This is a genomic window from Oceanobacillus sp. GQ8 (assembly GCF_059758495.1).
In genome coordinates this window covers 20138-39445 of the sequence record NZ_JCAXEV010000004.1, presented here as the reverse complement: position 1 = coordinate 39445, position 19308 = coordinate 20138, and the positions used below count along the sequence as shown (strand labels likewise).

Genomic DNA, 19308 nt, shown 5'->3' with positions numbered 1-19308 from the left:
ATGTGGCATTTTACCTATGTAGTCTCATCTTACTAATAAAATCAGAAAATGATGCCCCCTCCTTCCTTTATTTTTCGATAGTAGAGTAAAGACAGTTATTTGGAGGGGTATAAGTGACTAAAAAAAGGCTGGAAGCATTTGAAGAGATAGTGAAACAAAATGAACGCAGGATACACTTTCATATTCATCGATTAAATCTATCCGATCCACATAAGGAGTATTTTCAAGAAGGGCTTTGTGCTATGTGGAATGCCTATGAGACGTACGAGCCTGATAAAGGGCCGATGGCAACTTACTTTAACTATACAATACGTAATAGGCTAGTTGATTTAGCTAGAAAACAGGGAAGAGAGAGTCGAAATCAGCAGAGTGCATGTAAAGAAATAAAAAAACATGCAAATGATGGTAATCGTATAAAGCGAGCAGAAGCTTCTAGTGAGATACTTTCCAATTTGGATGAGGAGAGAATAGGCATTCATGTATGGGGGATTTTAAAGCAGGAGCTTACTGACAACCAGTGGAAATGGGTTTACTATTACATTATTAGTTGTATGAAAATAAAAGAAATTGCTATCCAAGAACAAACATCGGAAGAAGCTGTGAAAAGTTGGGGCAAGCAAGTTAGGAAAAAGTTACGTAATAACGATTTCCAAAAACGATTAAACTTGTATGGATAGCGTGTCGCCACCAAAGTTGAAAAATGTATTTTTAATTAATAAAAAAGCAAGCCATCAGCCGGCTTGCTTTTATCTATGTCATGAAGTTTTTATCCGCGTCTTCCGCCTCTGCCACCACGTTTTGTATCAGTGTTGCGCTTAAGCGTGGATAAATTCTCTTCACTTGATTTTAAGAATTTAGCCATCTTGTCTTCAAAGCTTTCCTTAGGTTTAAATCCACCCTTTGGACGGAAATCCTTCGAATTACGATCTCTACCTTGGCGAGATGGACGCTGACCTTCTGGCTTATCAACAGCTTTCTTAATAGATAATGCTACTTTACCTTCTTTTTCACTGATGATTTTCACTTCTACTTCATCGCCAACAGTTAAGTGATCATTTACATCTTTTACATAACTGTCTGCTACTTCACTAATGTGTACCAGACCGGTTTTTCCACCAGGTAATTCAACAAATGCTCCAAAATTAGTAATCCCTGTTACTTTTCCTTTGACTTTACTGCCTATTTCAATTGACAAAAAAGTTCCCCCTTATGATTTATAAGCAACTTATTATAACAAATATCTACGTTTTTATCAAATAACGAAAAAAGTATAAAATAGTACCTTGCATTAATTAGTAGTTAGTTGTATATTAAGTATATCGAGGTACTGTTCTATAAACAGTAGTAAAGAAAGAGGTGTGACTGGGAAGTGAATATACAATTTAAAAAAGGAGCCCTTGAGCTTTGTGTACTTGCCTTATTGGATAAACAAGATCGATATGGTTATGAATTAGTTCAAAGGATTTCTGACAATATTGCTATATCGGAGGGTTCCGTGTATCCGTTATTACGCAGACTTACCAAAGAAGCTTATTTTACGACCTATTTACAGGAGTCGAAAGAGGGACCTTCTCGCAAATATTACCATTTAACAGACCAGGGAAGGGATTATCTCCATCAATTAAATGAAGAATGGAAAGCATTTACTGAAGGTGTAAATGAATTATTAAGGGAGGTTGTTAGCGATGAGTAAAGAAGCTTTTATGAAAAAGTTAGAATGGGCATTGAAAAAATTACCTACTGCTGAACGTCAGGACATACTAGAAGATTTTCATGAACATTTCCATGTCGGAATGCAGGAAGGGAAAGACGAAGCTGAAATTGCAGCTGCTCTTGGCTCTCCTAATCAAATTGCTAAAGAACTATTGGCAACGTATTATTTAGATAGGGTTGGAGAAGAATCGAATGTCGGGAATGTCTTTAGAGCAGTTTGGGCAGTAATAGGGTTGGGATTTTTTAATCTCGTTGTAGTGCTTGGACCATTTATTGCAGTGTTAGGATGTATTGTAGGGGGATGGACTGTGGGTGTTGCTTTTATTGTGTCACCTATTCTTGTTCTACTTAATGTCCTCATTTATCCAGATACTTTTAGGCTATTTGATTTATTCGCTTCTATTGGACTTACAGGACTTGGCTTATTCATTTCAATTGGGATGTTCTATGCAACGCGATTTATTGTGAAATTATTTATCCGCTATTTATCCTATAATGCCAAATTGGTGAAAGGTGGTTTAAAGCATGCCTAATTTTAAAAAGATCAGTATTATAGCATTAATTCTGTTGGGAATCGGGGTTATTGGTAGTGTGGTAACCTTTGCATCAAGTGATCGATCTGCAATCTCAGAATCAGAGAAATTATCTGGGCAAGATGTGGAAAAGGTGGATGTTCAATTAAATAACCAAAAACTGTACGTGAAACCAAGCAAGTCTGATGAGATTATTGTAGAGCTTGAAGGAAAAGGAAATAATCCAGAAAAAGAACGTTTACAGGCTGAAGTAGAAGGTGACACCTTACTTGTGAAAACGAGAGAGCGTGATAGGAAAATGTTCCGTTTTTTTGACTGGGGAGACAGCATGACCCTATCGATATACTTACCAGAAAAAGAGTATACTGCCTTCCAGGTTGATATAAATAATGGAAGTATTAATGTGGAAAATATACAGGCAAAGGACTTTATCGCCAGCACGGATAATGGAAAAATCATGATCGAAGACGTCCTTTCCGAGCGTATTGACGTTGAATCTAATAACGGTAAAATTGAACTCGATAACGTGGAAGGCGAGTTACATGGTAAAACAAACAATGGTGCGATCTCACTTGTTACGGAAAGTTTAGACCGTCCTATTCAACTAGCTTCTGATAACGGCAAAATTAAAATTAGATCCAATCAGGAGCCAACCAATGTAACATTTGATGTCCGAGTTGATAATGGAAGCATTAATATCTTTGATGACTCAGATTGGGATACAGTTGTCGGAGATGGGGAAAATCGAGTTAAATTAACAACACATAACGGGAGTATTACAGTAGATCGCTAAGTTCCAGCATAGTTTTTAACATGTTTAATTATCTTCTATATCGGAAATACGTTCTGTAAGGAGCGTGGTAAACATGAGTAAAAACGGATCTTCAGATAAAGTTAAAGGAGCAATTAGTAAAGCAAAAGGCGAGACAAAAGATCAGGTAGGTAATTTAACAGATAATAAAAAAATGCAGGCAGAAGGAAAAAAAGATAAAGTTAAAGGTGAATTTCAAGACACTGCTGGTGAAGCAAAGCAGAGCAGTGACAGTCGTTATGAAAGGTAATGAACGAGCGGAGTCGATGAGGCTTCGCTTTTTTATTTTTTTAAAATAAATATATTTCAAGTAGCAAAAGTATCAAATAAGAGCTTTTCAAATAAATTGCTATAATAATAAGGTATATTCATGTACATTTTGTTAGTATTATAAATAAATAGGAACGAAGAGAAATAAAGAAGATGAGGGAACTTCATATGAGAGAGGAAACACGCACATCACCTAATTTAAGAGAAGTTAATTACGCAATGCATGAAAAGAGAGCAACAGCGTATTTTCAACATCTTACAACCCATTTGGAAGGGAAGCAACATCTTACAGCATTAAAAGAAGATTTTATTATCTGGAAGCGACAACATGTAAAACGTTTTTCCTTTACCTCTAAATATTTTGATGAGAAAAAAAGAAAGCACCTACTACAATATCATCACTACATACAGTGGCTTGATAAAAGAGGGAAGCTTTATGACTATTTGGACCGTAGCATTTCCTACATTTATATGCGAGACATTGGAAGAGCCTTGTATGACAAAGAAACAAAAGAAAAAGTCGGTCGTTCTGTCGAAAGCATCCGTCAGCAGATATTGGGTGAAAAGGACAACAACCAGCTGAGCGCATTTAACATGGTTGAGATCTACCGTTGGGCCCAAAAAGAGAATGTGGAATCAAGTTTAATCTGGGTAATAGATAAATTAAAGGATATAACCGCAACCATTCCTAAAGAGCTTGATCCAACGGAAACAAGGAGGAAACTGATTAAAATTATAGGCGGTGTCGTCATACAAGAGCTGGATGAATTGGATGCAAGTGTTCTTCCGGCCACACGTGCAAAACGGCTAGACCGTGCCATTCGACTTGGCTATGCGTATGGACTTACTTACCCTTTTATTGATGACATATTGGACTCGAGTTTACTTACAAACGAAGAAAAGAAAGACTATGCTGCAATTATACGCCAGACCCTGTTAACAGGGGTGGTACCAGCATTGTCTGTCTGGCTTAAACAGACCTACCCGTTTATGGAATTTGTCCATACCGAATTAAAAGACGCCTTTGAATATATAAGAACACAACATTCTAAGGAAGCTTGGGAAAGTTTTCTGGAACAATCCTTTGTTTTCTTCCAGTCACAAGAACATGATCGAGAAAAAGATTTAGCTGTAGACACCTATACGAACAGTGACCTGTATGTCCCAATTATTCTTAAATCAGCGTCCTCCCGTTTGATTGTGCGTTCATTAATAGACGCTAACGAGGATCAGCAAATAAATGAACAAACATTTTATTATGGTATTTATAACCAGTTGTCAGATGATTTTGCTGATATGTTTACTGATATGGAGGCAGGGTCAGTCACTCCCTATACGTATTATTTTAAGTATCAGGAAAAGCGAAAAGACTTGATTAATCCTTTCGAATTGTATTGGACAGTCATCTCCTATCTCATCCACCATGTTTATCAATCAGATGATAAAACACGAGAAGTTATCCTCTCCAGAGCAATTAATGGCTTAAAACGATTTAAGAAAAAGTGGGGAGAACAAAAGTATGAAGAAATAATGAAGCTTTGTGGTGTTGAGCTCGAATTTAATGATGAAATTCAGCTTATGGTCAGGAAAGCAAAAGATGTGGAGTTTTTTGATAAACTTCTGCGTGATCATATGATAGACGACTTAAAAAATGAAAAGAAGGCAAAGGAAGCATTCACTGATTCAGTTAGAAAGATACGTGCTACGATCAACAGTATGTTACCACTCACACATTCTAGATCCGACTCCTTATTTGATGATCCCATCACAGAGGCAGCGAATTATAGCTTGGAAAGTGGAGGCAAAAGACTACGCCCTGTGATGACATGGGTAATGGCAGTGGAAGAGTATAATATGGATCCAGCTTCAATTGCGCCTCTTTTAAAGTCTCTTGAATACATGCATACCGCCTCGCTAATTTATGATGATTTGCCAGCACAAGATAATGCTTCCTTACGCAGGGGCCGTCCCACTCTTCATGAAGTGTATAATACAGCAAATGCTGAGTTAGCAGGAATTTTCCTGACCCAACAAGCCGTTGCCAATCAAGCATCGCTTGCTGGATTTGATCAAACCGCAATTCTTCAACTTATATACTATTCCTCCATAGTTGCTACAGATATGTGCAGGGGGCAGGCGATAGATCTTAGTTCTAGAGGGAAAACTCTGACAATTGATGAACTTACAGAGATGTGTTTTTATAAAACTGGAATTGGCTTCGAAGCCTCTTTAATCATGCCGGCTATACTGGCTGGTAAAGATGAGTTTGAAAAAGAAAAATTAAAGCTTTTCGCCAAGCATGCCGGCATAGCTTTTCAGATTAAAGACGACATTCTAGATGTAGAAGGTGAAAGTACCCAAACCGGCAAAAACACAAGGCAAGACTTGGAAAACCATAATGCCACGTTTGTCTCTGTTCTTGGGCTTAATGGAGCCAAAAAACTGTTGTGGGACCATTACTGTAATGCAGCGGAAGCATTACAGGGTATTAAGCAAAACAGTACCTTTTTAAAGCATCTATTAGATTATGTGATTAACCGAGAAAATTAATGACGAATGGACTTCTCCAGAGATTGGGGAAGTCCTTTTTTATATTAGGAAACGTAGCCCGAAATTAAGTTAGTAACGTTCCGCTTCGAGAGTAAAGCAAGGACTATTCATTTGTTCTGCAAGTAAGGATCGTAATCTTAAACACCATCTCATAACTTTTACTTGGCAGGAAATCTTTAAGTAGGAATGGAAGTATAAAATAGAAATATAAGTTTAATTTGAAGTTCAACTGTAGAAAAGGAAGACTAGCTAATAGCTTAGATCTGTAAGAAGTAAAAAAGTAAAAACGCGCTTAGAAGGGATATTTAAAATGAAAATAGCTAAGAAAAAGGCAGTAACCCAAGAGCAGTTAGAGGCAGTTAGTAAAGCTGTTCGTTACATGAAGGAAAATCTTGAAGAAAGGATAATACTGAATGATTTAGCGGGAATGGTAGGTTACAGCCCCTTTCATTTCTCTAGAATGTTTAAACATGTCACAGGCATATCACCGCGACACTATCTGTCAGCTTTGCGTATTGAAGAAGGGAAAAAGCTACTTGCAAATTCCTCAGTGCCCCCATCAGTTATTAAGACCTTATTATCAGTCGGGTTTCAAGTGTAGGTTCTTTCAGTAGAAAGTTTAAGCAATTTGTTGGCTTATCACCTATGCAATTCAATAAAAGAGTGAAAGAACTACATCAATTTGTTAATGAGTATAATGGGGAGCGAGGACAGGTACAAGACTGTGCACGAATTAAGCCATCAAATCTTTTGGTCCACATTAAAGCTCCAAAGGATTTTAAAGGGCTTATTTTTATTGGACTTTTTCCAAGACCAATCCCAGATCAGGAACCTATCTTAGGGAAGGCCATCACACATAAACAAAGATATTGTTTATTTGAAAGCATTCCTGAAGGTGTTTACTATGTTTTAGCTGCAGCAATAAAAAAGAGCTTTAACCCATTAGAATACTTTATTTTAGACAATGCTTTAAGAGGAAAGCACGAAATTCCAATTAGCTTTGAAGAGAAAAAATAGAGAACTTGAGATCACGCTGAGACCTCCACTGCCAAATGACCCTCCGATCTTAATTAATCTGCCAAAGTTATTGTTTGATCAAGTTAAAAACAAAGCAAACTAGGAGAAGTAGTGATTCCCTTTTCGATTATAATACTTATATAACAATATAGGAGGAAAATAGAGATGATGAATAAAATCTGTGTAATCACTATAAAGGTAACTGACTTAGAAAGGGCACTTCGTTTTTATACCGAGTTACTCGATTTCAAAATTTCAAAGCGTTATGGTGACACTATTGTCACACTTGAGCAAAGAAGTATACCGCTTGTTATTGAGAAAACAGAAGAACAGCAAGTGGCTGGTTCTGGGGTGTTATTTGCAATACAAACAGAAGACTTAGATAGAGATATTATAACATTACGAGCTGAAGGGGTTAACTTTCAATTTGAAACGTATGAAGACTGTCCGCCAGGTAAGTATAATGTGATGGAAGATCCCTTTGGGAACCAAATTGAACTTTTGGAGTTTGTATCATGATTTTGAAAGTAACAATTCAATTTAGGGTTTCTAATTATAAAGAAGGACTACAGTATTATAGTTCGATATTTCAAAAAGACCCTGATTTTGTTCCTCACGAGGGTTTTGCAGAGTGGGAGATTATTCCTGGTTGCTGGCTTCAAATTGCCGAACGAGAGCCGGTAGGAGAGAACGGTCCATATCCTCAACTTGGATAAAGAGAGAGGGACTGATAAAAGAGTGTAGAGTTGGGGAATTTGAGATATATTCAAGAAATGAGGTTCCTGTTAAATTGGCTACATTTTCTGATCCGTGGGGAAATCAAATTGGATTATTTGAATACATAAACAAGGAAGAAGAAGCGAAGTTACAATCTAGGTTGCGTTTATGAGAACAGGATCTTTAGGTTGATAAAAGATTATTAAGTTATATATATTAAAAGTGAACGAGTTTTGAAAAAATAAATGTCAATGTTATCCATTTTGGGCAAAATTCAAAATGGATTTTTTATGAGTCTCTAGTCCTTGAAAGTATCTTCTGTCTATCTTGAACTCAAACCTAGACTAAATGATTAACTGTAAGCAAATTTATTTCATTGACATAAATTTATTCAGGACGTATTATAATAAAATAAATATTAATCCCGACTAAATTAATCGGAAAAGGGTGTATTATATGTCAACTTATGTTCAACCAGTAAATGAAGTGAAGGATCCTATAAAAAAAGAAGATTCTAATTTAAATAAGCCTCAAACACCACAAATCATCGGTGGATTGGTTGTTAGTGCAATTCTCTTAGTCTATTTATTATTTAGCCAGGAAGCCGTGCAACCGTTATTACTTGTCATTGGTATCTTGCTTGGCTATACATTATTTCATGCACGTTTTGGTTTTACCTCTGCATTCCGCAGACTAGCATCAGTTGGAAACGGGCAAGCCTTACGTGCACATATGCTTATGTTGGCAGTAGCTGTAACCTTGTTTGCACCTATTTTAGCCTTCGGACTTTCTTTCTTTGGCGGAGAAGTATCTGGTTATGTGTCTCCAGTAGGTATTAGTTTACTGGTAGGTGCCTTTTTATTTGGTATAGGTATGCAGCTTGGTGGTGGATGTGCCTCGGGAACATTGTATGCTGTAGGGGGCGGAAGATCGGTTATGTTTGTAACATTACTGTTCTTTATTGTCGGTTCCACGGTGGGAGCATATCACCTTCCTTTCTGGACAGAGGATCTACCTTCGTTTGAGCCAGTCTCATTGGCAACTTCCACTGGGTTGGGTTATGGTGGCGCATGGGCAGTATCCATTCTACTTTTTGGTGTAATTGCTTGGATTACACTAGTAATTGAAAGAAGAAGGAAGGCTCCGAAAATGGCTCCCCTACCTTCAACAAGTGGCTGGAAAAGAATATTTAGAGGCTCTTGGCCATTATTTGCTGCAGCTATTGTTCTTGCAGTACTTAATGCTTTAACCCTTATGACACGTGGTACACCTTGGGGAGTTACCTCCGCATTTGCGCTATGGGGTTCAAAGGTTGCGCAGTTTTTTGGTGTTGATGTTGCAAGCTGGGGTTATTGGCAAGGTAATGTTGAAGCCCTAAATGCATCGATCTTTACGGATTCAACCACCGTCCTTAATTTAGGCGTTATTTTAGGTGCCTTTTTGGCATCAGCTGCTGGAGGTTTATTTAAATTTTCCAAACTGAACCTTAAAAATGTCGCTGCAGCAATTATCGGTGGTCTGTTGATGGGATATGGTGCACGTCTTGCTTTTGGGTGTAATATTGGAGCGTACTTCGGTGGCATTGCATCCTTTAGTCTCCATGGTTATATTTGGGGAATTCTAGCACTTGGAGGAACATTTGTAGCCTTGTATTTACGTCCATTATTCGGACTCTCTGTTCCAAAATCGAAAGATTCCTTCTGTTAGTATTGAGAAGTCAATGATACGGTTATAAAAAAAGCACTATGCCTGTTATTTCGGCATAGTGCTTTTTTACATTTAATCATTATTTTTCTCTAGTCCACACTCTGTTTTGATTCATCGTTTCTGGAAACTTTTCGCCGGCTTTTAACTCTATAAATTGAGGATCATTGACATTACTTCCTGTTTCCCCAATTTCACGGTAGATACCATTGTTTGGCACCTTTTGTCCTGAACGGAAATGGCTGTATTCACCCATAACTACGCCTCCTTGTTAACGGTTTTTCTTAGTATATCAAGTTATACAGTCATCATACATGTATCCCGGTGAAACCGTCCGTAAGAATCCCACTCCAAATCATGAAGTGAAACAGAGATGTTAAGTGGGAGTATACGGACGCTAACGCCCCAATTCGTTCAACTAACAATCAGTGGGGGAAGAACGAAAACCCCCACTGATTGAAGTTTCACTTTATATATAGTTTTAAAGCATTTTAACTAGTAAGGGAATTAAGATACAGAGGCGGTCATTTCCAGCGCATCAAGTGGTACACGGGTTGTATGAAGACGATAGATCATATTATCCTCCTGCCACCTTACGTCCACTGATACCTCTTTTCCGCCTTGAGGGTAATCTATATAGACAATCCCATTTTCATCGGGAGCGGGGAGCATATGGGTCTCAAGGTACTCCACTATTTTCCTTGCAATACCAGCATGATCCATCTCATCCTGAGTTAGAGAACTAATACTCAATAACCAATTGCCTTCTTCCCAACTAAAATACTGATGTCCGGTTGCTCCCTCACCATACCCGGTGATCTCGTGCCCTAGATTAACTGCACCTTCTTCAAATGGACCTACTTTTTTCTCGTTAGAGAATTCCTCAATGGCTTGTATAGCATCTCCTGAAGAAGCGTATTGTTTACCGGAAAAACTGCCGACTTTTTCGGATTCCGCGTTATAGGCTACTTTGTACTCCTTCTCTTTATTTATTTCAATAGAAGGACTCACTTCCCTCTCTGGAAATGCAGTGGGTAGTTTAACTTCAGACGCGGACATTTTGAGCTCATTTTCATAGGAACTTGATTTTTCCTTATTCTCTTTTGTATTGGAATCTGACTTTTGATCTGTGGTTTCTGCGTTGGAACTTTCTTCTGCGGATGAGTATGATTCTGTATCCTTTGACGTTTCGGTGGTTTGCTCCTCATCACCACTACATGCGCTAATGAAAAGCGTAAGTATACCTGTAAGGAAAAATAATCGTAACTTCATTATCATTGTCAGTCCTTTCTGGATGTTTCTTGAAATCTTTTCCCTAGTGGATAAAATCTAAACAGACGATAAGCAACAGTTATCAATAAGGATATCTAATAAGTATTATATTTATCCAGATGAAATCGGTAAAATAAAGAAGGGAGGGAGAAGCTGATGGCGATTCATTTTCATGACGAGCAAAATAAAAATAGCTACACAACAAGGGTAGCAGACAAACAATGGATTACATTAATAAAAGAATTATTAAATGGGCAATTGATTCAGCAGGCAGCTGATATTGGTTGTGGGGGAGGCATTTATAGCAAAGCTCTCTGTAAACTTGGTATACCAAAAGTGGTTGGTGTGGATTATTCTGAACCAATACTGGCGGCTGCACGTGAAAATTGTCGTGACTACCCACAGATTCAATTTTTACATGGGGATGCCAATGCACTAAACATAGCTCCTAATAAGATGGACTTGGTGCTTGAAAGGGCATTAATTCACCACCTATCTGAATTAAGGAGCTGTTTTACTGAAGCAAATAGAGTGTTGAAAAAAGGCGGAGTGTTTATTATTCAGGACCGTACTATGGAAGATATCTTTAAAAAAGGAAATGACGAGCATATAAGAGGATGGTTTTTTACGTGCTTCCCTCATCTTAAGGAAATAGAAAATGCTAGACGCTTTGCATCAAATGAAGTGAGAACCACCCTTGAGGAAACTGGCTTCAAAATTGTGGAGGAGAGAAAGCTTTTGGAGACAAGGCGAGTTTATAAATCGAAAGAAGCTTTGGGGGAGGATTTAAGGCAGCGGACGGGTCGATCTATCCTCTTTGAACTTTCTGATTCACAGCTTCAAGTGTTAGTAGATTATATTAGCAGCCGTTTACCTATGGATAAAGAGATAAGGGAAAAAGATTATTGGACAGTGTGGAAAGCGGTAAAAGTCTGATCGAAACTCGTCTTTTTTGTTAACTATGTAGCTAAACTCACTCTAAGTGAGTTTAGAGGAACTTAGTTATTAATTAATTTTTTTTCAAGCAATTCTTTGTTAAATAGTATCTTTTCATCGTCTGGCCTGTAATGTCTTGCCTTTTCATTATGTTCATATGCTTTGTCAAATTGCTGAAGATTATAATAGCAGACACATAGTTGTAAATGGGGATACCATGTTGCATACACGGGGTAGGTGAAACTCCATCTGTTTGGGTCATCTTCTAGCTCAATCGCAGTTTTGTACCAATAAACCGCCTGGTTGTATTCGCTTTTTTTCTGATAATGATAGCCAATACGACTGCATGATTCGGGGCGAGGTGTCTTAGAAAAACGAAAGGATTCGTAAAGGGAAGCAATTTCCTTATCTGGCTCATCCAAATAACGGTAACAGTCTGCGCGATTAATGCAGGCATAGACTTTATCTTCAATCCATCCTTGCTCCGTTTCAATATTTTTCGTATAGCTTTCAATTGCCTGTTCATAATGGCCATTTTCCCGTAACTCATTACCATAATAGAAATGGTCCCTAGCAGTAAATGTTTCTTTGTTTTCAATCTTTTTTTTATATATGGAAAGGGTTCGGCCAACAGCATGATGCTCCTTTTTATGGGTCACACCAACGTCAGAGGTGATGATCTTCCCGTGTACATTTAAATAATTGTGTGCATCTCCTTCCCAACGATATTGACGTTCCGTTTTTAATAAGCGATGCGTTCTATATTTTAAGGTCACATTTCCGTACGTGTCCATAGCAGCATTGTAATACATAGAAACAGAATCAACAGATGGATCAAGTTCTTCTTTTAGTTTTTTTAGTTTTTTTTGATCTTCCTCCAAGACTACATCATCAGCGTCTAAATAAAGAATATAGTCCTTCGTAGCATACTTAAATGATTCGTTCCGTGCATCTTTAAAGCTCCCCGTCCATTCAAAAAAATATATTCTATCCGTGTATTTTTTCGCTATCTCTAGTGTTCGATCTGTTGAGCCTGTATCCACAATATTTATCTCATCTACAATATCTTTAACGGTGTCGAGACACCTTCCTAATAATTTTTCTTCATTCTTCACGATCATACATAGACTAATGCTTACCATACCCTTCACTCCTTTTCACTTCCTGAACATTTCACATGTACTAATATATTCAAAATTCTTTTATAAAGATTGGATCAGCATCTTCTTTTTAAGAAAGAGTGCGTACATTTTTTTTAGTGAAACCAAATACAATACTGAATACTTTTCCAACGTGTGAAAAAGAAGGTACTTTGAGTAAAGTACCTTCTTGAGTAAACTTAAGCTCCAGTTGGTCCAGTTGGTCCAGTTGGCCCGGTAGGCCCAGTCGGTCCGGTTGGCCCCGTGACGCCAGTAGCACCCGTAACACCCGTAGGTCCGGTAGGTCCCGTGACGCCAGTAGCACCCGTAACACCCGTAGGTCCGGTAGGTCCCGTGACGCCAGTAGCACCCGTAACACCAGTCGGTCCGGTAGGTCCCGTAACGCCAGTAGCCCCCGTAACGCCAGTCGGTCCGGTAGGTCCCGTAACGCCAGTAGCACCCGTAACACCCGTAGGTCCGGTTGGCCCCGTGACGCCAGTGGCACCCGTAACACCCGTAGGTCCAGTAGGCCCCGTAACGCCAGTAGCACCCGTAACACCCGTAGGTCCAGTAGGCCCCGTAACGCCAGTAGCACCCGTAACACCCGTAGGTCCAGTAGGTCCCGTAACGCCAGTAGCACCCGTAACACCCGTAGGTCCAGTAGGCCCCGTAACGCCAGTAGCACCCGTAACACCCGTAGGTCCAGTAGGTCCCGTGACGCCAGTGGCACCCGTAACACCCGTAGGTCCAGTAGGCCCCGTAACGCCAGTAGCACCCGTAACACCCGTAGGTCCAGTAGGTCCCGTGACACCGGTAGCGCCAGTAACACCCGTAGGTCCAGTAGGTCCAGTAGGTCCAGTAGGCCCTATTGGCCCGGTAGGCCCCGTAGGTCCTGGTGTTCCTCCTCCACCTTCACCATCAAAATCAAGTAGAGCTACGTCATCAACTAAGACGGTAGAAGTAAGAAAGCTTCCAGAAGGTTTACTGATTTCGACTCTAGCTTGTGTTGCGGTTTCAGGTGCCTCTTCTGTAACATGGTAAATTTCCTGCCAGTTGCTACTAGAAGCATCCGGTAAACTTCCTCTAACAATTTCTACATCCAGCCCCAAACCTACTTCCAGATTCAACTCATTTAAGAAATATACACGAAGAATAAGTCGGGGACTGGCAAGCGTGCCGAATCTACCTAAGGAAACGAGAAGTTGAAAACTATCACCAGGAGTAATCGGTACCACCTGGCTAAGACTCGATGCAGCTACACCGCTTCTTAGTACAGCTGCATAACTTCCAGAGTGGGGATTTGAGGTTGTAACATAACTATTTTGGGCACTCCATTCTTGTAGAGTACCAGATTCAAATCCACCATTTAATAACAAATTTGTAACAGCCATTTTAATCCTCCTTTTTCAATAGTAAGGTTCCAATTAAGGAACTCTATATATCCTATGTGCGATAGAAAATATTGAGTGAGTCAAACTATCTGATATGAGCGCACATTTATACTTAATAGAGTTAACTTAGATTATTGATTCATTAAGGAGGGGGGAGACGTAACGTAAGAATTGTTCAGCGCGTTTTTGGTTGTTATGATTTGAATGAACTAGTTGATAGCCATTTCTAGCAATACGGACTCTCTCCTCTTCATTGGCAAGATAGTAGGCCGTTTTTTCCGAAATGTTTTCAGTAGTGCATGCGACAAAGTTCTCTCCATCTACGAAACCTAATGCTTCCACGTCTTCATTCGTTTCCGCGAGCAATAGTGTGTTACAGGCGGGTGCTTCGAAAAATTTTAATACGGCGACACCACCAACATCACTCCGACTGCCGCATGTATAAAAAATCTTGGACCGATTCAGCTCTTTAGCGTATTTTTTATTAACCATTAAATGGTTTGACTGTCTTACTAAATGGCCGGGATGTGGATGAAAGACAAAACGAGGATCATCGCGCATCTCATTAAAAACAGCATCACGGAAAGCATACCTACCTTTTGAGGGGACTTTTATTGGTAATTGGTGCTTTCCTTGATTAGCTTTACTCACATAAACTAGCCCCATAAGCAGTGCGTCAATCGATTTATCTAGCTTCCAATCCTTCATCACGTCTGGATTGATTGCCCAGGGAAGCCATCGTAATTTATCTTCATATTCAGGGAAAACACGTAGAAAGGGATGCATCGTAGCAGAAAAGACTAAATCGATCTTGTTTTCCTCAATATACTTTTTTCTTTCTTCTGGTCTCCAGTGAAGATCTATCACATAGCAACCTTTTGGTATCTCCACATCTCTTAACCCATCAATTTTGGGTGATAGGCCATAATTCCACGCTATATCATAGTGAAAAATAAAATCTGGTTTTACTTGAATATTTTGTATAATATCCCCAATGTCTCCATCGTCATGCCAATAATGGACCTCCGCTACGTTTTCGAAGGCTTTAATGGTATCCATTTTAGGTTTATGCTTCGGGTACATCCAGAATGGTTTAACCAACACGAGTATAATTGGTTTCTTTTGCAACTTACTTCCTCCTTTCTTATAAATGCCAGTGCACCGTATTATCAGGGATATAACTGGAAGGGACCGCAGATTTGATATCCAAAACAATAGACTTCTCCTTCAATATATTGTTTAGTTGCCCCCAATCAAAAACATTATGAGGGACAGTGATAATGACGATATCTGCTTTTTCCAATTCAGGAAATGGTGTGCTGCTTATTCCATACATATCCTTGACCGTACTAGAATCAATATGTGGATCACATAATTGCACGGATAATCCCAGGTGAAGAAGTTTTTCTAATATGGAAAGAGCCTTGGAGTTTCGCATATCTCCGATGTTTTCTTTGAAGGTCGCTCCAAGAAGCGTTATTTTTAAATCGTTAAAAGAAAACTGATGCTGAATGATCTGTTGCATTACTGTATTCGTTATATGGTCGACCATCGACTCGTTCACTTCTCTTGCGGCAGTTAAAAAGCCTGGCTCATAACCAGCTAACCTAGACTTGTGAATGAGGTAATAGGGGTCAACCCCAATACAGTGCCCACCTACGAGTCCCGGGGTAAACGGTAGAAAATTCCACTTCGTACCGGCTGCTTCTAAAACATCCAGAGTTGGTACGTTTAGTTGATTAAATATATGTGACAGCTCATTCATAAAGGCGATGTTAATGTCACGTTGGGTGTTTTCTACTACTTTTGCAGCTTCAGCTACTTTAATAGAACTCGCTTTATACACGTTTGCTTCGATGACACCTTGGTAGAGATGATAAAGCCACTCGGTTACGTAGACACTCTGACCTGCTACGACTTTTGGGATCGTTTTAAACGTATGCTCCTTATCACCTGGGTTAATTCTTTCTGGAGAATAGCCAATAAAAAAATCCTTACCTACTTTTAAGCTGGATGTTTTTTCTAAAATTGGGTAACAAATTTCCTCCGTGGCACCCGGGTATACGGTTGATTCGTATACGACAACAGTTTCTGGAGTCAGGTTTTCTCCTATTAACTGGGAAGCTGCCTCCAAGTATGAAAAATCTGGTTCATTGGAAACTGAAATAGGAGTTGGCACGGCGACCACAATACATGCACAATTACGAAGATTTTTGGCATCTGTAGTGAACTTGATCTGTGCTTGGGCTAAGGCTTCCGCAGAAAATTGTTCGGACGGATCTTTTCCGCTTCTTAATTTCGCTATCTTTTTATCATCTACGTCAAACCCTATTACATGATGTTTTTCTGAAAACCCTACTGCAACAGGGAGTCCAACATATCCCAGACCTACCACGCCAATCGTTTCCATTTCATTTAATAAGATCTCTTTTCTAACCGTGCCATGGGAGAGGGGGTGGACCAAATACCGTAAAAGCTGATTAACTAATTTATCACCGGCAAGTTCTGTGTTTGTCTTGAGATTAGAATGATTGCGGATCACCAACTCAATGGTAGAGTTGCTTCCTTTCATTACTGATTGCAAACCCAACTCTTCAGTCGGAGTGTTACCTGCCATTTCGTCACGGATTAAAAACAATTGATTAATCTTCAGACTACTTGACTGAATTTTTTCAATTAGCCAAAAATTGGACTGCTTGGCCGATTGCCTACCAAATAAAAACAGAATGATAGAAACAGCACCGTGCTTGTCATCGAACTCTGTAATTTCAAATCCTGTTTTGACTAATTTTTGAGATACATAGTGTGACAATTGACTGGTTTCACCAATTATTATTAAGGGGTCAAAATTTGTTGTCATAAACATTATCCTTTCAGCAAATCTAATATTTGTATATGCCGTAGGACAAGGGAGTGTTCGGGAGAGGTAGCGAAAAGAGGCTCTTTCATATTAAATGGATGAGTTGGCTGATAGGCCTGTGCAAGTGCATAATTCTTCTACTCCGTGGTAGTTGCCGTTCAATGTGGTATAAACCTTGAATACGATGTTAGGAAGTTGATTGATTAACTATTATGTAAAGGAAGATGCTTATGATCCCAATAACTGATCCCAAACGGCAATTTGCTGCCTTGGAAGCAGATATCTTTAAAAAAATGAAGAATGTCCTAGAGATGGGTAATTTTATTTCAGGAGAAAATGTAAAAGAACTTGAAACTGCTATAGCGGATAGACTAGGAGTAAAAGAGGCTATTGCAGTTGCCAATGGAACGGATGCGCTCGTGCTCACATTGCATGCATTTGGAATTGGACCAGGAGATGAAGTGATTACTACACCGTTTAGTTTTTTTGCGACTGCTGAAGCGATAAGTAGAGTTGGTGCAACACCAGTCTTCGCAGATATTGACCACACTACTTTTACTCTTGATCCAACAAAGGTAAGTGAGAAACTTTCTAAGAGAACGAAAGCTATTTTACCAGTTCACCTTTTCGGTCAGTCAGCAGATATGCAAGAATTAAATAATGTGGCTAAACAACACGACCTTCTTGTAATCGAAGATGCTTGCCAGGCTTTTGGGGCGGTCTATCAAGGAAGAGAGGTTGGTAGTTTAGGAGATGCTGCATGTTTTTCGTTTTTTCCTACGAAAAATTTATCGACAATAGGCGATGGAGGAATGGTAACAACCTCTGACCCAACAGTAGCAAAGCGAATTCGGGAGTTAAAAACACATGGCAGTAACCGAAAATACTATCATAACGAAATTGGATATAACAGCAGGCTGGATGAAATCCATGCAGCTATTTTACTATGCTGTTTACAACATATAGATGACTGGAATGAGAAGCGTAGGGAGTGGGCTGTTCGCTATCGGCAAAGGTTACAAACCTTAACCTGTATCAAGCTTCCAACCGCTAAAGCAGACCGTCAGCATGTTTATCATTTATACGCTATCGATACAGATAAGCGCGATAGTTTAATAGAACATCTGACCTCAAAGAAAATCCAAACCGGTATTTATTATCCGCAGTGTATTCATTTACAAAAGGCTTACGAACATTTATCTTACCGTGAAGGTGATTTTCCAATAGCAGAGAAATGCTCAAGGCGGTTACTTGCGATGCCGTTATTTCCATTCATGACAAAAACAGAACAAGATGAAGTAATAGCTGCTTTAGAGGAATTCCAGGTGATGCAATCATGCTAAAAATCGGCATTATTGGCTGTGGATATATAGCAGGAAAGCATGTATCGACTATCACAAGGATAAATGGGCTTCAATTAGCCGCAGTAAGTGACATTAATCCAGAAAGCATGGATAGGATACTGGTAGATTATTATAGACAACTCGGTAAGAAACGGACGGTCTCTCGCTATGTGGATTATGAGGCATTACTAGCTGATCCTACAATTGATATTGTGGTGGTAGCATTGCTCTCTGGGCTCCATGCTACTGTTGCAAAGCAGGCAATCAAGCAAGGTAAGCATGTTATTTTAGAAAAACCAGTGGCTCTCTCCATAAAGGAAGCAGATGAACTACTAGCCTTGTCACAAAAGACCGAAAGAAAGGTGCTTGTTTGCCATCAGTTACGTTATCGTCCGCTTCTACAAAAACTTCAAGAAATGGTGGCGGAAGGAGATTTTGGTAAGCCATATTTTGCTGTAAGTTCGCTTCGTCTTCATAGATCACCTTCTTATTACCAAAACTCAAATTGGAAGGGCACCTGGGATAAAGATGGGGGGATGCTTGTTAACCAAGGAATTCATATGGTAGATCAGCTTCTTTGGACAATGGGGCAAGTGAATTCGGTCTACGGAGAACTTGGTAAAGCTATACAGACGAAGGAAACGGAGGATATCGCGACAGGGATTTTACAATTTAATAGTGGTGGCAGAGGTTTAATTGAAGCAAACACTATAACTACTCCGAAAAACCTCGGGTATCAACTGACTGTTTTTGGGGATAAGGGGTCTTTTTCCATCGGTGGAAAGCAGTTTAATCAACTAACCCATTATTATTCGGAAAAACAACAGGATGTAGATGACCTTTTTGCTTTAGCAGCAGACATGGATGAACATTATTACATGTATCAAGATTTTATTGGGGCTATTTTAGATAACAGGCAGCCAAAGGTATCGCTGGTGGAAGGAAAACAAGCGTTGGAAGCAATATTTGCTTTATACCGAGCACATAGGTTGAAGTCACCTATCGATTTGCCTCTAAAGGACTTCAGTACAAAAGAAATGGGAGGAAAATAA

At 39.3% G+C, this 19308-nt stretch carries 21 protein-coding genes; 14 read left to right on the top strand and 7 right to left on the bottom strand.

The features are described from left to right. Nucleotides 1-113: 113 nt before the first annotated feature. The gene (locus AC6CHS_RS12590) at nucleotides 114-677 is read left to right on the top strand and encodes a sigma-70 family RNA polymerase sigma factor (protein WP_058950363.1); all 564 of its coding nucleotides are present in this window, start codon (nucleotides 114-116) and stop codon (nucleotides 675-677) included. Between the two features lie 89 nt (nucleotides 678-766). On the opposite strand, the gene AC6CHS_RS12585 is transcribed toward AC6CHS_RS12590, so the two are convergent. Continuing rightward, a complete protein-coding gene (locus AC6CHS_RS12585; RefSeq protein ID WP_119577925.1) occupies nucleotides 767-1195 on the bottom strand; it encodes a S1 domain-containing RNA-binding protein in 429 nt (142 codons plus the stop codon). A 174-nt stretch (nucleotides 1196-1369) separates the two neighbouring features. Between AC6CHS_RS12585 and AC6CHS_RS12580 the strand changes: the two genes are divergently transcribed. From AC6CHS_RS12580 to AC6CHS_RS12535, 10 genes are all read left to right on the top strand, one after another. Further along, nucleotides 1370-1693, top strand: a complete 324-nt coding sequence (locus tag AC6CHS_RS12580) for a PadR family transcriptional regulator (RefSeq protein WP_036573624.1) — start codon at nucleotides 1370-1372, stop codon at nucleotides 1691-1693. Further along, nucleotides 1686-2246 carry an HAAS signaling domain-containing protein gene (locus AC6CHS_RS12575; RefSeq protein WP_498236567.1) on the top strand — a complete coding sequence of 187 codons (561 nt, stop codon included), beginning with the start codon at nucleotides 1686-1688 and terminating at the stop codon, nucleotides 2244-2246. Before AC6CHS_RS12580 ends, AC6CHS_RS12575 begins: the two co-directional genes overlap by 8 nt. Further along, the gene (locus AC6CHS_RS12570) at nucleotides 2239-3039 is read left to right on the top strand and encodes a DUF4097 family beta strand repeat-containing protein (protein ID WP_498236565.1); all 801 of its coding nucleotides are present in this window, start codon (nucleotides 2239-2241) and stop codon (nucleotides 3037-3039) included. Before AC6CHS_RS12575 ends, AC6CHS_RS12570 begins: the two co-directional genes overlap by 8 nt. A 73-nt stretch (nucleotides 3040-3112) precedes the next feature. After that, on the top strand, nucleotides 3113-3307 hold the full coding sequence (locus tag AC6CHS_RS12565) for a CsbD family protein (protein WP_498236563.1): 195 nt from the start codon (nucleotides 3113-3115) through the stop codon (nucleotides 3305-3307). 188 nt (nucleotides 3308-3495) lie between these two features. After that, nucleotides 3496-5877, top strand: a complete 2382-nt coding sequence (locus AC6CHS_RS12560) for a polyprenyl synthetase family protein (RefSeq protein WP_498236562.1) — start codon at nucleotides 3496-3498, stop codon at nucleotides 5875-5877. A gap of 310 nt (nucleotides 5878-6187) precedes the next feature. Further along, nucleotides 6188-6478 (top strand): helix-turn-helix domain-containing protein, encoded by a 291-nt coding sequence (locus tag AC6CHS_RS12555; protein WP_498236560.1) that lies wholly within the window; start codon nucleotides 6188-6190, stop codon nucleotides 6476-6478. A gap of 44 nt (nucleotides 6479-6522) precedes the next feature. Next, nucleotides 6523-6894, top strand: coding sequence for a hypothetical protein (locus AC6CHS_RS12550; RefSeq protein WP_498236558.1), 372 nt, complete (start codon nucleotides 6523-6525; stop codon nucleotides 6892-6894). Between the two features lie 165 nt (nucleotides 6895-7059). Beyond that, on the top strand, nucleotides 7060-7413 hold the full coding sequence (locus AC6CHS_RS12545) for a VOC family protein (RefSeq protein WP_498236556.1): 354 nt from the start codon (nucleotides 7060-7062) through the stop codon (nucleotides 7411-7413). After that, nucleotides 7410-7610 (top strand): hypothetical protein, encoded by a 201-nt coding sequence (locus AC6CHS_RS12540; RefSeq protein ID WP_498236554.1) that lies wholly within the window; start codon nucleotides 7410-7412, stop codon nucleotides 7608-7610. The genes AC6CHS_RS12545 and AC6CHS_RS12540 overlap by 4 nt, the downstream gene beginning before the upstream one ends. 457 nt (nucleotides 7611-8067) lie before the next feature. After that, nucleotides 8068-9318: a YeeE/YedE family protein gene (locus AC6CHS_RS12535; protein WP_498236552.1), complete on the top strand. Its 1251-nt coding sequence runs from the start codon at nucleotides 8068-8070 to the stop codon at nucleotides 9316-9318. A 79-nt stretch (nucleotides 9319-9397) separates the two neighbouring features. Here the strand turns inward: AC6CHS_RS12535 and AC6CHS_RS12530 are convergent, their stop codons facing one another. Both AC6CHS_RS12530 and AC6CHS_RS12525 read right to left on the bottom strand, forming a co-directional pair. After that, nucleotides 9398-9571, bottom strand: a complete 174-nt coding sequence (locus AC6CHS_RS12530) for a YjzC family protein (protein WP_081779352.1) — start codon at nucleotides 9569-9571, stop codon at nucleotides 9398-9400. A 251-nt stretch (nucleotides 9572-9822) separates the two neighbouring features. Continuing rightward, complete coding sequence (locus AC6CHS_RS12525; protein WP_498236550.1) at nucleotides 9823-10587, bottom strand: hypothetical protein; 765 nt, start codon at nucleotides 10585-10587, stop codon at nucleotides 9823-9825. Nucleotides 10588-10743: 156 nt separating this feature from the next. Between AC6CHS_RS12525 and AC6CHS_RS12520 the strand changes: the two genes are divergently transcribed. Beyond that, nucleotides 10744-11523 (top strand): class I SAM-dependent methyltransferase, encoded by a 780-nt coding sequence (locus AC6CHS_RS12520; protein WP_498236548.1) that lies wholly within the window; start codon nucleotides 10744-10746, stop codon nucleotides 11521-11523. A 62-nt stretch (nucleotides 11524-11585) separates the two neighbouring features. Here AC6CHS_RS12520 and AC6CHS_RS12515 read toward each other — a convergent pair whose 3' ends face one another. The 4 genes from AC6CHS_RS12515 to AC6CHS_RS12500 form a co-directional block, all read right to left on the bottom strand. Then, complete coding sequence (locus AC6CHS_RS12515) at nucleotides 11586-12665, bottom strand: glycosyltransferase (protein WP_498236546.1); 1080 nt, start codon at nucleotides 12663-12665, stop codon at nucleotides 11586-11588. A gap of 197 nt (nucleotides 12666-12862) precedes the next feature. Next, entirely contained in the window at nucleotides 12863-14053 is a 1191-nt protein-coding gene (locus AC6CHS_RS12510; RefSeq protein WP_498236544.1) for an NTTRR-F1 domain, read from the bottom strand. A 126-nt stretch (nucleotides 14054-14179) separates the two neighbouring features. Next, nucleotides 14180-15181, bottom strand: coding sequence for a glycosyltransferase (locus AC6CHS_RS12505; RefSeq protein WP_498236543.1), 1002 nt, complete (start codon nucleotides 15179-15181; stop codon nucleotides 14180-14182). Nucleotides 15182-15197: 16 nt separating this feature from the next. Next, a complete protein-coding gene (locus AC6CHS_RS12500) occupies nucleotides 15198-16913 on the bottom strand; it encodes a nucleotide sugar dehydrogenase (RefSeq protein ID WP_498236541.1) in 1716 nt (571 codons plus the stop codon). A 230-nt stretch (nucleotides 16914-17143) separates the two neighbouring features. On the opposite strand from AC6CHS_RS12500, the gene AC6CHS_RS12495 reads away from it, so the two are divergent. After that, entirely contained in the window at nucleotides 17144-18256 is a 1113-nt protein-coding gene (locus AC6CHS_RS12495; protein ID WP_498236539.1) for a DegT/DnrJ/EryC1/StrS family aminotransferase, read from the top strand. Then, nucleotides 18250-19308, top strand: a complete 1059-nt coding sequence (locus tag AC6CHS_RS12490) for a Gfo/Idh/MocA family protein (RefSeq protein ID WP_498236537.1) — start codon at nucleotides 18250-18252, stop codon at nucleotides 19306-19308. Before AC6CHS_RS12495 ends, AC6CHS_RS12490 begins: the two co-directional genes overlap by 7 nt.

What these genes read in the sequence shown, in the direction of transcription:
- AC6CHS_RS12495 (WP_498236539.1), top strand. Translation starts at nt 17,144, where the DNA reads ATGATCCCAATAACTGATCCCAAACGGCAATTTGCTGCCTTGGAAGCA.
- AC6CHS_RS12520 (WP_498236548.1), top strand. Translation starts at nt 10,744, where the DNA reads ATGGCGATTCATTTTCATGACGAGCAAAATAAAAATAGCTACACAACA.
- AC6CHS_RS12515 (WP_498236546.1), bottom strand. Translation starts at nt 12,665, where the DNA reads ATGGTAAGCATTAGTCTATGTATGATCGTGAAGAATGAAGAAAAATTA.
- AC6CHS_RS12555 (WP_498236560.1), top strand. Translation starts at nt 6,188, where the DNA reads ATGAAAATAGCTAAGAAAAAGGCAGTAACCCAAGAGCAGTTAGAGGCA.
- AC6CHS_RS12525 (WP_498236550.1), bottom strand. Translation starts at nt 10,587, where the DNA reads ATGAAGTTACGATTATTTTTCCTTACAGGTATACTTACGCTTTTCATT.
- AC6CHS_RS12540 (WP_498236554.1), top strand. Translation starts at nt 7,410, where the DNA reads ATGATTTTGAAAGTAACAATTCAATTTAGGGTTTCTAATTATAAAGAA.
- AC6CHS_RS12560 (WP_498236562.1), top strand. Translation starts at nt 3,496, where the DNA reads ATGAGAGAGGAAACACGCACATCACCTAATTTAAGAGAAGTTAATTAC.
- AC6CHS_RS12530 (WP_081779352.1), bottom strand. Translation starts at nt 9,571, where the DNA reads ATGGGTGAATACAGCCATTTCCGTTCAGGACAAAAGGTGCCAAACAAT.
- AC6CHS_RS12550 (WP_498236558.1), top strand. Translation starts at nt 6,523, where the DNA reads ATGCAATTCAATAAAAGAGTGAAAGAACTACATCAATTTGTTAATGAG.
- AC6CHS_RS12510 (WP_498236544.1), bottom strand. Translation starts at nt 14,053, where the DNA reads ATGGCTGTTACAAATTTGTTATTAAATGGTGGATTTGAATCTGGTACT.
- AC6CHS_RS12490 (WP_498236537.1), top strand. Translation starts at nt 18,250, where the DNA reads ATGCTAAAAATCGGCATTATTGGCTGTGGATATATAGCAGGAAAGCAT.
- AC6CHS_RS12545 (WP_498236556.1), top strand. Translation starts at nt 7,060, where the DNA reads ATGATGAATAAAATCTGTGTAATCACTATAAAGGTAACTGACTTAGAA.
- AC6CHS_RS12500 (WP_498236541.1), bottom strand. Translation starts at nt 16,913, where the DNA reads ATGACAACAAATTTTGACCCCTTAATAATAATTGGTGAAACCAGTCAA.
- AC6CHS_RS12570 (WP_498236565.1), top strand. Translation starts at nt 2,239, where the DNA reads ATGCCTAATTTTAAAAAGATCAGTATTATAGCATTAATTCTGTTGGGA.
- AC6CHS_RS12575 (WP_498236567.1), top strand. Translation starts at nt 1,686, where the DNA reads ATGAGTAAAGAAGCTTTTATGAAAAAGTTAGAATGGGCATTGAAAAAA.
- AC6CHS_RS12535 (WP_498236552.1), top strand. Translation starts at nt 8,068, where the DNA reads ATGTCAACTTATGTTCAACCAGTAAATGAAGTGAAGGATCCTATAAAA.
- AC6CHS_RS12565 (WP_498236563.1), top strand. Translation starts at nt 3,113, where the DNA reads ATGAGTAAAAACGGATCTTCAGATAAAGTTAAAGGAGCAATTAGTAAA.